15 protein-coding genes are annotated in these 14,826 nt (G+C 62.6%); 6 read left to right on the plus strand and 9 right to left on the minus strand.

From position 1 onward, the window contains the following. Nucleotides 1-18: 18 nt before the first annotated feature. The 5 genes from R3E49_RS04365 to gloB all read right to left on the minus strand — a co-directional run bounded on the left by R3E49_RS04365 (nucleotide 19) and on the right by gloB (nucleotide 5,488). Entirely contained in the window at nucleotides 19-1,098 is a 1,080-nt protein-coding gene (locus tag R3E49_RS04365) for a 3-deoxy-7-phosphoheptulonate synthase (protein ID WP_371293931.1), read from the minus strand. A gap of 109 nt (nucleotides 1,099-1,207) precedes the next feature. Next, a complete protein-coding gene (locus R3E49_RS04370) occupies nucleotides 1,208-2,077 on the minus strand; it encodes a TIGR03619 family F420-dependent LLM class oxidoreductase (protein WP_371293932.1) in 870 nt (289 codons plus the stop codon). A 123-nt stretch (nucleotides 2,078-2,200) separates the two neighbouring features. Further along, nucleotides 2,201-3,364 carry a class I SAM-dependent methyltransferase gene (locus tag R3E49_RS04375; RefSeq protein WP_371293933.1) on the minus strand — a complete coding sequence of 388 codons (1,164 nt, stop codon included), beginning with the start codon at nucleotides 3,362-3,364 and terminating at the stop codon, nucleotides 2,201-2,203. Beyond that, nucleotides 3,348-4,658, minus strand: coding sequence for a LysM peptidoglycan-binding domain-containing protein (locus tag R3E49_RS04380; protein ID WP_371293934.1), 1,311 nt, complete (start codon nucleotides 4,656-4,658; stop codon nucleotides 3,348-3,350). The genes R3E49_RS04375 and R3E49_RS04380 overlap by 17 nt, the downstream gene beginning before the upstream one ends. Nucleotides 4,659-4,711: 53 nt before the next feature. Then, a complete protein-coding gene (gene gloB / locus R3E49_RS04385; protein ID WP_371293935.1) occupies nucleotides 4,712-5,488 on the minus strand; it encodes a hydroxyacylglutathione hydrolase in 777 nt (258 codons plus the stop codon). Between the two features lie 80 nt (nucleotides 5,489-5,568). Here gloB and R3E49_RS04390 point away from each other — a divergent pair, with 80 nt between their 5' ends. The 5 genes from R3E49_RS04390 to sohB are packed head-to-tail and all read left to right on the plus strand — an operon-like array spanning nucleotide 5,569 to nucleotide 9,412. After that, nucleotides 5,569-6,324, plus strand: a complete 756-nt coding sequence (locus R3E49_RS04390; protein ID WP_371293936.1) for a class I SAM-dependent methyltransferase — start codon at nucleotides 5,569-5,571, stop codon at nucleotides 6,322-6,324. Further along, the gene (gene rnhA / locus R3E49_RS04395) at nucleotides 6,321-6,794 is read left to right on the plus strand and encodes a ribonuclease HI (protein WP_371293937.1); all 474 of its coding nucleotides are present in this window, start codon (nucleotides 6,321-6,323) and stop codon (nucleotides 6,792-6,794) included. Before R3E49_RS04390 ends, rnhA begins: the two co-directional genes overlap by 4 nt. Nucleotides 6,795-6,817: 23 nt before the next feature. Continuing rightward, nucleotides 6,818-7,540, plus strand: a complete 723-nt coding sequence (dnaQ, locus tag R3E49_RS04400) for a DNA polymerase III subunit epsilon (RefSeq protein WP_371293938.1) — start codon at nucleotides 6,818-6,820, stop codon at nucleotides 7,538-7,540. Beyond that, complete coding sequence (gene nudC, locus R3E49_RS04405; protein ID WP_371293939.1) at nucleotides 7,537-8,352, plus strand: NAD(+) diphosphatase; 816 nt, start codon at nucleotides 7,537-7,539, stop codon at nucleotides 8,350-8,352. Before dnaQ ends, nudC begins: the two co-directional genes overlap by 4 nt. A gap of 4 nt (nucleotides 8,353-8,356) precedes the next feature. Continuing rightward, complete coding sequence (gene sohB, locus R3E49_RS04410; RefSeq protein ID WP_371293940.1) at nucleotides 8,357-9,412, plus strand: protease SohB; 1,056 nt, start codon at nucleotides 8,357-8,359, stop codon at nucleotides 9,410-9,412. A gap of 9 nt (nucleotides 9,413-9,421) precedes the next feature. Here sohB and R3E49_RS04415 read toward each other — a convergent pair whose 3' ends face one another. Beyond that, on the minus strand, nucleotides 9,422-11,683 hold the full coding sequence (locus tag R3E49_RS04415; RefSeq protein ID WP_371293941.1) for a fatty acid cis/trans isomerase: 2,262 nt from the start codon (nucleotides 11,681-11,683) through the stop codon (nucleotides 9,422-9,424). Beyond that, nucleotides 11,667-11,885, minus strand: a complete 219-nt coding sequence (locus R3E49_RS04420) for a hypothetical protein (RefSeq protein ID WP_371293942.1) — start codon at nucleotides 11,883-11,885, stop codon at nucleotides 11,667-11,669. The genes R3E49_RS04415 and R3E49_RS04420 overlap by 17 nt, the downstream gene beginning before the upstream one ends. An 81-nt stretch (nucleotides 11,886-11,966) precedes the next feature. Here R3E49_RS04420 and R3E49_RS04425 point away from each other — a divergent pair, with 81 nt between their 5' ends. Beyond that, nucleotides 11,967-12,593, plus strand: a complete 627-nt coding sequence (locus R3E49_RS04425) for a trimeric intracellular cation channel family protein (protein WP_371293943.1) — start codon at nucleotides 11,967-11,969, stop codon at nucleotides 12,591-12,593. A 5-nt stretch (nucleotides 12,594-12,598) separates the two neighbouring features. Here the strand turns inward: R3E49_RS04425 and rimK are convergent, their stop codons facing one another. Continuing rightward, nucleotides 12,599-13,516: a 30S ribosomal protein S6--L-glutamate ligase gene (rimK, locus tag R3E49_RS04430; RefSeq protein WP_290739443.1), complete on the minus strand. Its 918-nt coding sequence runs from the start codon at nucleotides 13,514-13,516 to the stop codon at nucleotides 12,599-12,601. A 72-nt stretch (nucleotides 13,517-13,588) separates the two neighbouring features. After that, a complete protein-coding gene (locus R3E49_RS04435; protein WP_371293944.1) occupies nucleotides 13,589-14,824 on the minus strand; it encodes a DegT/DnrJ/EryC1/StrS family aminotransferase in 1,236 nt (411 codons plus the stop codon). Nucleotides 14,825-14,826 lie beyond the last annotated feature (2 nt).

Raw genomic sequence — 14,826 nt, forward strand, 5'->3', positions numbered from 1 at the left:
CGCCGCTCAGCCCCGCGTTCAGGCCTTTTCAAGGCGTCGAGGCAGGGCATCACGCAGGGCGGCGTGCAATTTACGCAGGCAGGCCTCGGTATCCTCCCAGCCGATGCAGCCGTCGGTAATAGACACGCCGTACTGCAGGTCCTCGAGCTTCTCAGGGATAGACTGGCTGCCCGGGTTGAGGTGACTTTCGATCATCAGCCCGACAATCGAGCGATTGCCTTCCAGAATCTGGTTGCCGACGTTTTCCACCACGAGGGGCTGTAGTTCCGGCTGCTTGTTGGAATTGGCGTGGCTGCAATCCACCATGATATTCAGTGGCACGCCTGCCTTCTGCAGGGCCTCTTCGCAAAGTTTGATGTGCACCGAGTCGTAGTTGGGGCCGTTGCTGCCGCCGCGCAGAACGATATGGCCGTAGCGGTTGCCACGCGTCGTGATCACGGCCACCTCGCCGTCGCCATTGATACCGAGAAAGCGGTGCGGTTTGGCGACTGAATTCAGCGCATTGCTGGCCACCGTCAGGCCGCCGTCCGTGCCGTTCTTGAAACCCACGGCGGAAGACAGGCCGCTGGCCATTTCCCGGTGCGTCTGTGACTCCGTGGTGCGTGCGCCAATTGCCGACCAGCTGATCAGATCCTGCAGGTACTGGGGTGATATAGGGTCCAGTGCCTCGGTGGCCGTGGGCAGGCCCAGTTCCAGAATATCCAGCAGCAGCTTGCGACCGAGGTGCAAACCCTCTTCAATCTTGAAAGAATCGTCCAGGTAGGGGTCGTTAACCAGCCCCTTCCAGCCCACCGTGGTGCGCGGCTTCTCGAAGTACACACGCATCACGATGTACAGCGTGTCCTGCAGTTCATCCGCCAGTGCCTTGAGGCGACCTGCGTAGTCCATGGCTGCCTCGACATCGTGGATAGAGCAGGGGCCCACAACGACGAACAGCCGGTGATCCTTGCGGTCGAGAATGTTCTCGATGACTTCACGGCTGCCGGCAACCTGCGCGCGTGCCGCGGGGCTCATTGGCAGTGCCTGTTTCAACTTGGCAGGCGTGATCAGCACGTCCTGCGACGCGACATTGACGTTGTAGACTTCCGTATGGCTCATGACGTAGTTACCTGGTGACTGGCTTCTGGCGGACACACGGACGCGGGCCGCTGAGGCGCAGCATTCTATAGCAGCGTCGCGGCTTTGAACAGAAAGTGCCCGGGCGCGGTCAGGATAGTGGGGCGATAACCTCGTCAGCATAGCGCTTGACGCCGTCAATCTTCAGCGCGAGATCTTCCGTCTCCCCGTGATAGAACATCCAGGGCATGGTGAGGATGTGGGTGACACCGGCATCCTCAAGGCGCCGGTAGCCGTCGGCGTCCCAGGCGTCATTGGGCGTCGCCATAACCTCAAAGGGCTCATTCTCACGCCCGTATTCTTTGCGCCATTGATGAATACGCCCAATGCTCTCGATGATCTCGCTTGAGGGCTGCAGGTCGGTGACCCAGCCGTCTGCGAGGCGCGCGGCCCGGCGCATCGCCGGGTCGGATATACCGCCGATCCAGAAAGGGATACGCGCGCTGGGCGCGGGATTCATTTCCAGTCGGTCAAAATCGTAGTACTGGCCGTGGTATTCCACCATTTCACCCGTCCAGAGCAGACGCATGATTTCCAGCATCTCGTCGGTGCGCTTGCCGCGGGTTTTGAAATCCTGTTGCATGAGAGCGAACTCATCCGCGGACCAGCCGACACCGAAGGCCGGCGTTACCCGGTTATCGGACACGATAGCTGCCGTGCTGATCGCCTTGGCCACCATGAACGGGTTGCGCATCGGCAGCACGAAAATGTTGGTGGTAAAGCGCAGGCGTTTGGTGATGGTGGCCAGCGCACCGATCACCACCCAGGGGTCGGGCCAGTCGGTAAACGCGCCCCAGCGGCGACTTCCGTCCTCGGTGTAGGGGTAGGGCTGGCTGATCTGTTCCGGGTGAACCACGTGGTCCGAGAAGGACATGGCTTCCCAGCCGTAGTCATCCGCCACAGGTGCGATGTGTGTCAGGTGGGAAACCGTGCTGAACGATGTGGAGAGGACAAACTTCACAGGGAGACTCCGTAGGGGATCTTATTGTCATGAGGCACTCTAGCAAGATGCGGGTGCCGACAGCAGCGGGGCTGGCTGCCGCCGCGCAACGACCCGACGGTCGTCCAAAAAATCATACCCCGCTCAGCGCTCGGCAAGGTAAACGCGGAATTTGCGGTTCTCCGCCAGCACCTGCCAGTGCCGGAACCCCTGGCGTAAAGCGGCGCGATAGTCCAGGTGCCGGTTGGCCACCATACACAGGGCACCGCCCGGCGCCAGAGTGTGCGCTGCCTGCTGTATCAGGCGGCGTCCAACGAAGTCGTCTACGGTGTGCTGGATGTGGAAAGGCGGGTTGCACAGCACGAGTTCCGGTGCTGGCCCCGACCAGTCCAGCAGGCCGTCGCCGTGCAGGAACCTGGCGCTGTGGGTGGCGGTTTTCAACAAGCGACCGGCATTGACTCGCGCCGATGCAATGGCCTGGGCGGATTCGTCGCAAAACCACATCTCAGTTGCCAGCCCGGCCTCGAGCGCAGCCAGGCCTATAACGCCGTTGCCGCAGGCGAGGTCGACGGCGCGAGAAACCGGGCGCAGCCGTGACAGCTGGTCGAGAAGAAACCGTGTGCCGATATCAAGGCCGTCCCGGCTGAAAACGTTGGCCTCCGAATACAGCGTCATACCCAGCGCCTCAGAGGCATATTCCACGCCGGGCGCTGGCGCTTCAGGCACTGTCTGCATGCCGCCCTGCGTGCGCCAGAGATGTGCCTTGAGACGGCCACGCTCGCGCACCGTCGGGCCTATCCAGTACGCGAGTTCCCGCTCCAGGCCTACAGGCCTGTGCTTGTCCATGGCGGCAGCGAGGAGTAGCGAACCCGGCTGCAGTGCGCGGGCCAGGCTTGCCAGCTGCTGCTCCAGCAAGGCCTTTTGCTTGGGAATGCGCAGCAGCACCAGCTGGGGGCTCCCCTGGGGTTGCTGCGTGCTCCAGACAAGTTCAGGCGGCGCCAAACCGTTGTGCGCCGCGTTCAGCGTGCTGGCGCGGGCGGACAGCGCGGAGTCGGTCCACAGGGTTGTGGCGATGTCGCAGCCGGACAGGGCGGTGCAGAGGGCACCGTGCTCATCGTTGACCACGAGGGCCGCCGCGGGCCGTGATGGCAGGGCCGCCACTGCGTCCAGCAGCAGCAGGTCTGCCCCCGTCCACGCGCGCAGTTGCTCATTGCGACGCGCGGGATAGCGTTGCAGTACGTAGTCGCCCAGCGCAGATTGGCAGACTGCAACTGCGCCGGGTCCTGGAGGGTCAGCCGCCCCCGACATAGATTGTCAGTTGCTGCCCCGGGAAAATCGGTGAGCGTGCATTCAGGGAATTCCAGGCGAGAATGTCTTCAACCCGGACCTTGAAGCGGCCGGCGATCCGGTACAGCGAGTCACCGGGCCGCACTTTGTAATCCTTCACGGTGGGCATTTTGGTGCCCGCGCGACTGGCAACGCTCAAGGTGGCGTCGTCACTGCGCGGAATCATGAGCGTCGCGCCCTCGCGAATGAAATTGCTGTGCAGGTTGTTGGCTTCGCGCAACAGGTCCACGCGGGTGCCATAGAGTCGTGCGATACGGCTGAGGGTATCGCCCCTGCGTACCCGGTAGTGGGCCCACTGTACACGCTCATCCTTCCCCAGCTGTGCCAGCTGTTGCTGGAATGCGGTTGCCCGATCAGGTGGCAGCAACAACTCCTCTGCCTGCGGTGCCGTCGCCCAGCGCAGGTGCCCGGGGTTGAGCGCGTGCAGGCTGGCCTTGGGTACGCCTGCCAACTGGGCAGCGCGTGCCAGCTCCAGCTGGCCGCCGGTAGGCACAGCTACGAAAGCGGGGCGGTTCTGCAGCGGCGGCAGCTCCAACCCCCAGCGCTCGGGCTCTGCGATCAGGCTGCTCAGGGCCAGCAGGCGGGGCACGTAGTTGCGTGTCTCCCCCTGCAGGGGCAGGGACCAGAAGTCTGCCGGCCGCCCCCGGGCCTCGTTGCTCGCCACCGCCCGCGTGACGCGACCAACGCCACCGTTGTAAGCGGCGAGGGCATTGAGCCAGTCGCCGCCGAGCGTGGCGTGCAGATATTCCAGGTAGTCCAGCGCTGCACGGGTGGAGTCCCGCAGGTCCCGGCGCCCATCGAACCACCAGTCCGTGCTGACGCCCAGCGTTTTACCGGTGCTGGGTATGATCTGCCACAGGCCGACGGCCTGCTGCGACGACACCGCGAAAGGATCCAGCTGGCTTTCTACCAGAGGCAGCAGGGCGATTTCCAGCGGCATGCCGCGGCGTTCCACCTCTTCCACAATGTAGTGGAGATAGAGCTGCCCGCGTTCGGCGAGGACACGCTGCAGCGCCGCCGTCTGGCCCAGGTAGTAATCACGCGCATCAGCAACCCTCGGGTTTTCGGGAATCTGCCATTGCATGCCGTGCTGAATACGCCCCCAGAGGTCGTCCGGGTTGGTGTGGGGCAGTCGTACGCTGCGGTTCTCAAGGCCGCGTCGCGCCGCCACTGCAGTCGCCGATAGCGTCGCCGGGCTCGCTGACTCGGTGGGCTCATCCGGGGGCAGGCTCTGGCAGCCGGCGATCAGAATCAACCCAGAAACAACTAGAATTAAGTTCTTTAAATATTTGAATTTATGATAAATATTCAAAATTCGTCTTTCCACGATCGGAGCGCGGCAAAGACGGACTCGGGCGCGTCGCCCTGCCACTTCCCCTGGCGCTTGAGTGAGGCAATCAGAGCCGGTTCAGTACAGCGCAAAAACGGATTGGTGGCGCGCTCAACGGCGATTGACGAAGGTACCGTAGGCTCATTCTGCGCCCGTTGGCGGGCAACGCCACGGGTGCGTTCAGCAAGCGCGGCATTATCCGGATCGGCTGCGCCGGCAAAGCGCAGATTCGCCTGTGTGTATTCATGCGCGCAGTACACCTGGGTATCTGGAGGCAGTGCTGCCAGTGCGCTGAGTGAGGCGTGCATGACGGGTGCAGTTCCCTCAAACATGCGCCCACAGCCACCCGCAAACAGGGTGTCCCCGCAGAACAGCAGCGGTGGCGACGCATCGACGGCACCGCCGAAGTAGGCGATATGATCCAGGGTGTGGCCCGGAACAGCCAGGACCTTGAATGTTCTGCCCAGCACCTCCAGAGAGTCCCCTGCACCGACAGGGTGGGTGATGCCGGCAATGGCGGGGTTCTCCGGGCCGTAAACACGGGGCTGTGCGTACGCCAGCAGTGCGGACAGGCCACCGACGTGGTCGAAATGGTGATGGGTGACAAGAATGGTGGTCAACTGCAGCCCGCGTTGTTGCAGCACCCTGATCACGGGTTCGGCGTCGCCGGGGTCAACCACGGCACACGCGGTGCCATCGTGCAGCAGCCAGATATAGTTGTCGTTGAAGGCCGGTATCGGTTCAATTGTCAGCATGGACGACGTTCAAAACCCCTTCAAATGCATTAACATGGCCGCTCAATGAAACGAGAGCCGGTCAACGACCATGGGAACTGATGCGCGAGTGTAGCGACATTTCGGCCGAACTGGAATCCTGGTATGGCAGGGAAACAAACCGCCACCTGCACGCTGCCGTGAACAGGGCGCTGGAACCGCTGCTGGAAACCGCTTTTGGCTACCATTTGCTGCAGATCGGCCAGACCCGGGGACAGCCGCTCTACACCGGTAGCCGCATCGGCCATTGCGCCTACCTGGCGCCGGTGCCGGGCGCGGGTGTTTCCGCGGTGGCCCGCCACGATGAGCTGCCGGTAGAGAGTGACAGTGTCGATGTCGTTATCGCCCATCACTGCCTTGACTTCACCGAGCGCCCGCACGAGGTGCTACGCGAGTTGCACAGGGTACTGACTCCCCACGGGCAGTTGCTGTTGCTCGGGTTCAACCCGCTCGCGCCCGGTTGCGGCGCGCGCCGGCTGCGCGGTTTTACGGGGCATCCCCTGTGGCAGGGCCTGTCGCCCGTGAGTGCGCATCGACTGCTCGACTGGCTGCGCTTGCTGGGGCTGGAAACACAGTCATTGCGCTACCTGCATCCACTGCCAGTCATTGGCCAGGGGCGCCTTGCCCGCTATGCTCGGCGCGCCAACCAGTGGAGCGAGGCAGCCAGCCTGCCCCTGGGCGAGCTGTACCTCGTGCACGCCATCAAGCAGGTGGGCGGGCGTGTTTTGCCGGTGCGCCGGGTACGGCCCAGTGCACGTTTGATCGGGCTGGCGGTACCCAATCCGGCCGCTGCGCCGCGCGGGGACCACGCGGCATGAAGCAGGTGGATATCTTTACCGATGGCGCCTGCCGCGGGAATCCCGGGCCCGGCGGTTGGGGTGCGCTGCTGCGCTTTGCCGGCCGCGAGCGTCACCTGTACGGTGGAGCGCGAGATACGACCAATAATCGCATGGAATTACAGGCCGCCATCGAAGCGCTGCGCGCCCTCAAGGAGCCCTGCGAGGTCAATTTGACGACGGACTCCGTGTACGTGCGCGACGGCATCACCAAATGGCTGCCGAACTGGAAACAAAAGGGCTGGAAAACCGCCGCCCGGCAGCCGGTGAAAAACGTTGACCTGTGGCAGGCACTGGATGAGCAGAATCAGCGTCATCGCATTCACTGGCACTGGGTAAAGGGACATAGCGGTCACCAGGAAAACGAGATTGCTGACCAGCTCGCCAATCGCGGCATCGACGAGCTGCAAAACGTCGCCGAAGGCGCTGCAACGCGCCTCGCTGATCGATAAACACGCACAAATGGAAGCATGCTGTGAGACTGATCGTACTCGACACCGAGACCACTGGCCTGGAAGTGAGCCAGGGACACAGAATTATTGAGGTGGGCTGCGTTGAACTGGTCAACCGGCGCCTGACCGGCAACCACTTTCACCGCTACATCAACCCCGAGCGTGATATTGACCAGGGCGCCATTGAGGTGCACGGCATCACGCCCGAGTTTCTGGCAGACAAGCCGGTTTTCGCACAGATAGCCGCTGACTTTCTCGAGTTCGTGCGCGGCGCCGAGCTGATCATCCACAATGCGCCCTTCGACATCGGCTTTCTCGATGCGGAACTGCGCCGGCTGGATGAGCAGCATCCCGGCCTGGAGCAGCTGTGCACGGTGACCGACACCCTGGTGATGGCGCGCAAGCGCCATCCCGGGCAGCGCAACAACCTCGATGCGCTCTGCGGTCGCTACACGGTGGACAATTCCCAACGCGACCTGCACGGTGCGTTGTTGGACGCCGAGATCCTCGCCGACGTCTATCTGGCGATGACCGGCGGGCAAACCACATTTCAGCTTGCTGACCGCGGTCCGGGCGAGGAGGGTGGCGGTAAGCGAGAGGGTATCCAGCGGCTGCCCGCCGACCGCAAGCCGCTGCCGGTCATTGTCGCCAGCGCCGACGAGCTCGCCGCCCACGAGGCGCAGCTGCAGGCCATTGAACGCAGCAGTGGCGGTCGTGCCCTGTGGCGGGAGGTATTTCCCTCATGAGTGTCGAATTCCACAACCAGGCGCCACAATCTGTCGAGGAGGCCCTGCACCTGGTCTTCCAGGCAGGCCAACTGGTCAGCGACATGCGTGCGGAGCCGCTGATGCCCAGGTCCGATCTGCAGCAGCAGGGCTGGGTGGTTGTGCGCGAGCAGTTTCTCGGCTACTGGCACGGTCAACCGTGTTTCGCGGTGGAGATTGACAGCGGCGCAGAGCCGGATCCAATGCGCTTCGTGCGTGGCAGCCTTTACCAGTTGTTGGGACGGGTTGACGACGGACTCTTCGCGCTGGTCGGGCGCGCATCCCAGTTGCTTGCCTGGGAGCGTGACCATCAGTACTGCGGCCGCTGCGGATCGGCGATGACGCTGGATGTCCGCGAGCGCGCCATGCGCTGCGAGCCCTGCGCGACAATCGTCTATCCCCGTATCAACCCTTGTGTCATCACGCTGGTCACCCGTGGTGAAGAGCTCCTCCTGGCGCGCAACGCGAATTTCCCCGGCCAGATGTACAGCACGCTGGCCGGGTTTATTGAAGCCGGCGAGAGCGCAGAGGCTACGCTGCACCGAGAAGTCCGTGAAGAGGTGGGCGTGGAGGTCACAAGGCTGCGTTACTTCGGCTCACAGTCCTGGCCGTTCCCCAGCCAGCTGATGCTGGGCTTTTTCGCCGAGTACGCGGGTGGCGATATCGTCTGCGAGCCCGGTGAAATTGCCGACGCACGCTGGTTTCATTACAGTGCGCTGCCCCAGGTCCCGCCTCCCAGCTCCATTGCCGGGCAGCTTATCCGTCACTACATCAGCGAATTGACACGGGAGTAAACCTTTGGAATATCTCTACGAGTACGGCCTGTTTCTGGCCCAGGCACTGACCTTTGTGGTGGCGGCGCTGTTGCTGGTTGCTGGCGTGGTTGCCCTTGGTCAGCGGCACAAGGCCCGCGCTGAAGGCCACATCGAAATCCGTAAAGTGAACGAAAAATACCGTGATATCGCCGACGCCATGCGCGCCGCGATGACCGACCCCGCGGCGCAGAAACTGGCTGAGAAAGCTCGCCAGAAAGCGAAGAAGGCAGAAGCCAAAGCGGCGAAGAAGCGCGCAAAAAAGCAAGAATCTAAAGGAGAAAAATCGCGTAACAAATTGTTTATACTAGATTTTGATGGCGACATAAAAGCCAGCGCCTGCGATCAGTTACGGGAGGAAATCTCTGCTGTGCTACCGCATGTTGGCGAGGGTGACGAGATCCTTCTGCGGCTGGAAAGCCCCGGTGGAATGGTCCATGGCTATGGTCTTGCCGCCAGCCAACTGCAGCGGATCACCGCTGCGGGAGCACAGTTGACAGTGGCGGTAGACAAGGTGGCGGCCAGCGGCGGCTATATGATGGCCTGCGTCGCCCAGCGCATCATCGCCGCGCCGTTTGCGGTCCTCGGCTCCATCGGGGTGCTGGCGCAGCTGCCCAATTTCCATCGCCTGTTGAAGAAGCATGATATCGACTTCGAACTGCTCACTGCGGGGGAGTACAAGCGCACGTTGACGCTGTTTGGCGAGAATACCGATAAGGGTCGGGAGAAGTTCATTGAAGATCTGGAAAGAACGCACACCCTGTTCAAGGCCTTCGTGACGGAGAACCGGCCGGCGCTGGATATCGAGCAGGTTGCCACGGGTGAGGTCTGGTATGGGCGTGAAGCCGTTGCCATCGGACTGATTGATGACGTGCAGACCAGCGATGCCTACGTTCAGTCACAGCTGGAGGATCGCGATGTGTTCGAAGTGTCCTGGGTCGAGCGCAAGAACTGGCAGGACAAACTGGGGGTGGCGGCGCAGGGGGCGATTGAACGCGCGCTGCTGAAACTCTGGCAGCACAATCGCGGGCCTCACGCCTGAACGCGCGCTTCAGTAACCCACGTAGCGGTTGTAATCCAGCACGCCCGCGGCCAGCCCGTCCTGCTCGCGGAACAGCGCGTGAAGCCGGTCGCTGACCGCCCAGAACCAGGGTGAGTTGCGTCGTACGCCGTAGCGCTGACGCAGCAGGCTGAGGTCTTCCTGCGTACGCAGGGCAAGAATATCCTCGACGAACAGGGGGACCTGTTTTTCATGTACCTGGAAAAACTGGTTGGGGTGTGCGCCGATCAGGCCGGCAACCACCGTGACGGCGTCCTCCCCGGGCAGACGTCGCTCATCTTCCCGGAACAGTTGGGCAATGTTGCTGTAACCGGCATCGTGCAACAGGGTATAGGCCTCGTCGCGCCCCGGGCCAATGACATTGACGAAGCTCACCGCCGGCAGGAAGCTGTTGTGGCTCCCGCGGGCGCTGACCAGCTTATCGAAGGCGTCGACCATAGCCGGGCTGGCGCTGCGTCGGTAGTCGAAGTTGGCGGCCTCGGCGCCGTGCAGGCGCGCCCGCATCCAGCCGAGGAATTCTGACTTGGGGTCAGCGGACCTGAAAACCAGCGGCGTCTCCTGCTGCATGGCTTCGCTGTGCACAAAGGGGTGCTCACGCGCAGATTCCGGGGCGCCCCTGTACCAGTGCTGCCACAGCGCCTGGCGCTGGCTCGCCGGCAGGAACATCAGGAAGTTGAGTTCCCCCTCCATGCGCAGAAAGTCCATGTAAAGACGCGACTCCAACTGGTGTGACGCCGCGCCGTAGACGTCGAAATTGGCAACCAGCAGGTAATGGATACGCTCCAGTAGCGAATAGGTGATGAACCACGCCGTCTTGGGGGTTTCCCCGACGAATCCCTTGACCACGGAGGCTGTGTCTACGTGCCGGGCGATGGTCAGTGCAGCATTGGGGTTGCTGCCGTCACCGTCCCAGATGATTTCCAGGCCCGGACGCCGACCCTGCTCCACATACTGGCGTTCAAGGTACTCGGCCTTGGCGCGCATGTAGCGGTCATGCCCACGGGCGTAGCGCCGCCACTGCAGCAAATCGATAACGGTACCCGTGCGGGCTGCCGGCAGGCGCAGATTGCGCGCCTCGCGTTCGAGGAACGCGCCGTCCAGTTCCGGGTCGAGTTCGTCGGGGTCCATAAACATGACCCAGAAGCGGTCATCAATGACGTTCAGCGCAATCTGGCCGCGGCAGACCGGCCCCTTGATGAAATTCATGATGGTAAATTCGGCTTCCTCGAGCAGGAAGCGATAGCGGGAGCGGACCGGCAGTGCCGCGAAGGTTTTGAACGGGTTGCCCGCGGTCTTTTCATCGTAGCCGGGCAGGGTGGCAACGTCATAGTCTGGCGCGAGAAAGAGTGACCGATACCAGTCGCGGCGTTGCGCATCAAAACGGTAGGGCTGGTGGCTCTTGGCCGCTACCGTGATGGGCAGGCTTTGCAAGCGATAAAAGAAGGTGGTTTCACCGGGGTCGTCGAAGGGGCGGCGGGTAGCCAGCAGGTCGATCGGCTCGCCTGGCGGGCTCGCAGACCGCACCAGCCTGAACCAGCGCGGCTGCTCCTGCGCCTCCAGGTACAGCGTGGCCAGGAACAGGTGCTCATAGACATAGCGGGCCATCAGCCGTGACCTGTTGTCCTTGCCGTTCAGGAATTGCTCCCAGGCGACAATTTCCGCCTGCAAGTCAGGCGCCAGTGGCGCCTGCCGTCTTGCCGGTGCACCCGCGTCCAGCCAGCTCACCACTGTGGCGTGTTCGTCCGGCTGCAGAGCCGGCAGACCATAGGGCATACCCCACAGCGGGTAGTCCTCGGCAAACTGGTCGAAGTCGTCGGCTTGCACGCACTGTTGATCGCGGTGCAGCCGGAAATCGAAGCCTTTGGGCATGGGGCCGCTCGCGGGGAGGGGGTTTGCCTGCTTGAGGTCCAGCATGCGTCGCAGCACACCCCGGGCGGGGTCGGCGCTGTCCAGCACCGGGTAAAAGCCTTTTTTCCGCCATGCGGCTTCCCCCTGCGCGTCATCAAACAGCCGGGTCAGGTCGCCGGCCAGCAGGCGTGTGGAATCGTAGACCAGCGTCTGGTTGGCGCCGCGTACAAGCCCTTCGTGGGCTTCCAACTTGAGCTGGCAGGGTGCGTCATAGCAGGCATGGCACACCACACAGCGCTGCTCGATAATCCGGTGTGCGCGGTCGGCGAGTGCGTTGTCCGCGGCTGCCGTCGTGGGCAGCACAACAAGACTGAGCAGGCCGAGCAGCTTACTGCGCAGGTTCACAGTCGCCTCGCTGTATGATTGCACGGTTCATCAGCGCGTCCTGGTCACCGTTGTCGTCCGCCAGCACCGCGGCGCCGACATCCTGGTTCAGCGCACTGCAAGGGTCCTTCTCAGGCTCCAGGGTCAACCAGTACAGCACCGCGATAATCAGCAGTCCTGCAACCAGGGACAGCAAGGACAGATACCAGGGGTTTTTGAGCATAAGTGTGCAAACTCGGGGTTGGTTCCAGACGATCATAGCACGCATACTACAGGCCCTTCCGCAGCAGACTGCCGGTTCATTATGGAGTTGACCCAAGTTGTCTACAGCCTCGATCTTGTCGGTGTTGGGGTGTTCGCCATCAGCGGCGCCCTGGCGGCCGCAGAAAGGCGCCTCGATATTCTTGGGTTCCTGCTTTTTGGCACCGTCACGGGTATCGGCGGGGGTACGCTGCGTGACCTGCTGCTGCACACGGGTGAGGTGTTCTGGATTGGCGATACGGCCTACCTGTGGATGTGCGTTGCGGCGGGGGTAGCCACCTGGTTTCTGGCGCACCTCTTTGTATCCCTGCACCGTGTGTTGCTTTGGGCGGATGCCCTGGGGCTGGCGCTGTTTTCCGTGCTTGGCACCCAGAAAGCGCTGGCCTTTGATGCGCCGGTGCTGGTTGCCATCGGGATGGGCATGATGACTGCGACCTTTGGGTCACTGATCCGCGACGGGCTGCTCGGTCGCCCGCCGGTGTTGCTGGAGCCGGATATCTACGTCACCGCGGCCGCCTTGGGAGCGGTGAGCTATGTCGCCCTGGATGCGCAGCCCTGGGGGCAGCAGATCGCGTTGCCGGCTGCCGTGGCGGCGGCCTTCGCGCTGCGTGCCGCGGCGATTCTCTTCGACCTGCGTTTGCCGAAATACCAGCCCAAGAGCTCCGATTAGGCCGTTCAGCCCTTGCCAGTCGGCTTGTTGGGGCCCGCCTGGGAGTCCTTCTCCACGTATTCGATGATCTTGCTGGCGATATCGATACCGGTGGCCTTCTCAATGCCCTCCAGGCCAGGAGATGAGTTGACCTCGATCACCAGGGGGCCATGATTCGAGCGCAGGATATCCACGCCAGCGAGATCCAGCCCCATCACCCGCGCCGCCTTGACCGCCAGTCGGCGCTCTTCCGGGCGCAGCTTGATCACCTCTGCGGTGCCTCCGCGATGCAGGTTGGAGCGGTATTCCCCCTTCACCGCTTTGCGCTGCATGGCGGCGATCACCTTGTCGCCCACCACGAAGCAGCGGATGTCTGAGCCGCCTGCCTCGCGGATGAATTCCTGTACCAGGAAATCCGAGCCGATACCGCGAAAGGCATTGATCAAGGCTTCTGCCGCTTTTTTGGTTTCCGCCAGCAGCACGCCATTGCCGTGTGTGCTTTCAGTCAGCTTCAGGATCAGCGGGGCGCCGCCCACCGATTCGATGAGCTTGTCGGTGGCGCGCGCCGAGTGCGCGTAGCTGGTCACCGGCTGGCCGATACCGCGCCGCGCAAGTAGCTGGTGCGCGCGGAGTTTGTCGCGCGAGCGGGTGATGGCGATGGATTCATTCAGAGAATACACGTGTCCCACCTCGAACTGACGCAGAACCGCGCAGCCGTAGGAGGTGATGCTGGCGCCAATCCGCGGAATGACGGCCTCGAAATCCAGCGCCTCGACCCGTTCGGCGGAGTGCTGGTAGATGACCGTCGGGTCGTTGGCGGTGATGTTCATGTAGCACTTCAGCACATCAATGACACTGACATCGTGGCCGCGCGCCGCTGCCGCCTCTACCAGGCGACGTGTGGAGTAAAGCCTGCGGTTGCGCGACAGGATGCCAATTTTCATAGGGTGCCCTTGTGAGCCAGAGGAATGTGTTACCGGCCTCTATGATAGCTGGTCTGGGGCGAGTTTGCGCGTTTAGGGTGCACCGTCGGCCTCGATGAAGGCCTCCAGCACCTGCTCCACATAGCGGCAGTCCTCGGCGGTCATCGTGGGGTGGCAGGGCAGCATGATGCCAAACTCCATGATCTGGTCGCAGTTGGCCAGCCCCGCGGGATGCACACGGAAATCCCGGCCCTGCAGCATGGGCTGCCGGGTAATGTTGCCGGAGAAGATCACGCGGGAGAAGATACCGTTGTCCTCCAGATGTATTTGCAGCGCCTTGCGGCGCCAGCCGGTCTCGGGGCGAATCTGCAGCGGAAAGCAGATCCAGGTGGTTTCTGTCTCGGGCAGCGTCGTGGGGACGATGAACTTGTCAGCGTAGCGCTCGAAAAACCGGTAGTAACCCTGGAAACGCTCGTTGCGCAGGCGCCACAGTTCGTCGATGCGGTCCATCTGGCCGATGCCGAAGGCCGCCCCGGCTTCATTGGGAATGAACCCGTAGGCCAGGTCCTCAAAAATGAACAGGGAGTCGTAATCGAGGTTATCCAGCTTTTCCAGGAAGCGTCCGTCGCTCTCGCTGACCTTGGTGCCGAACATGTACTTTTCTGACGAGCGGCCCCAGGCGCGCAGGCTGAGAGCGGCATCCAGGTAGCGGTCATCATCGAAAAACACCATGCCGCCGTTGCCCAGCGCGGTGATGATGTGGAAGATCGAAAAACTGGTTATGGAAATGTCGGCGCGGGTGGCGGTTTTGCGCCCGCGCAGGCTGCCGCCCAGCGTGTCGGCAGAGTCGTGCACCAGCAGCAGGCCGTGTCGGTCCGCGATGCTGCGCAGGATATCCCAGTCGCAAATGCCGCCGATGAGGTCCGGAACCAGCAACGCGCGGGTATTCTCGGTGATCACCTCCTCCACACGGTCCACCAGAATCTGGTAGTCGTCCAGCCCTACATCAATGAACACCGGCTTGTAGCCCGCCTGGTAGATGCTGGCGACGTCGGTAGAGAAGGTGAGGGCAGGGGTGATGACTTCGGAGCCCGCCGGCAGGTTGAGCAGGCGCATGGCAATCATCAGGGCCGAAGAACCGGAGTTGACCATGACCCCGTGACGCTTGCCCATGAAGTCCGCAACGCGGCGTTCGAACTCACACACGCGATTGCCGGGCACCAGGCCCATCGGGTCGGCCAGCACCGCGTTCACATTGCTGATTTCCGCCTCGCCATACATCGCACCGCCGTAGCGCACGACACGTGGGGGGAGTTTGTTCTTGTTCATGC

The sequence above is a fragment of the Haliea sp. genome, assembly GCF_041395985.1.
GTDB lineage: Bacteria > Pseudomonadota > Gammaproteobacteria > Pseudomonadales > Halieaceae > Haliea.

Bases quoted from the DNA above. Each gene is read 5' to 3' on its own strand.
- R3E49_RS04365 (WP_371293931.1), bottom strand. From the start codon at position 1,098: ATGAGCCATACGGAAGTCTACAACGTCAATGTCGCGTCGCAGGACGTG.
- R3E49_RS04375 (WP_371293933.1), bottom strand. From the start codon at position 3,364: ATGTCGGGGGCGGCTGACCCTCCAGGACCCGGCGCAGTTGCAGTCTGC.
- gloB (WP_371293935.1), bottom strand. From the start codon at position 5,488: ATGCTGACAATTGAACCGATACCGGCCTTCAACGACAACTATATCTGG.
- R3E49_RS04390 (WP_371293936.1), top strand. From the start codon at position 5,569: ATGCGCGAGTGTAGCGACATTTCGGCCGAACTGGAATCCTGGTATGGC.
- rnhA (WP_371293937.1), top strand. From the start codon at position 6,321: ATGAAGCAGGTGGATATCTTTACCGATGGCGCCTGCCGCGGGAATCCC.
- nudC (WP_371293939.1), top strand. From the start codon at position 7,537: ATGAGTGTCGAATTCCACAACCAGGCGCCACAATCTGTCGAGGAGGCC.
- R3E49_RS04420 (WP_371293942.1), bottom strand. From the start codon at position 11,885: ATGCTCAAAAACCCCTGGTATCTGTCCTTGCTGTCCCTGGTTGCAGGA.
- R3E49_RS04425 (WP_371293943.1), top strand. From the start codon at position 11,967: ATGGAGTTGACCCAAGTTGTCTACAGCCTCGATCTTGTCGGTGTTGGG.
- rimK (WP_290739443.1), bottom strand. From the start codon at position 13,516: ATGAAAATTGGCATCCTGTCGCGCAACCGCAGGCTTTACTCCACACGT.
- R3E49_RS04435 (WP_371293944.1), bottom strand. From the start codon at position 14,824: ATGAACAAGAACAAACTCCCCCCACGTGTCGTGCGCTACGGCGGTGCG.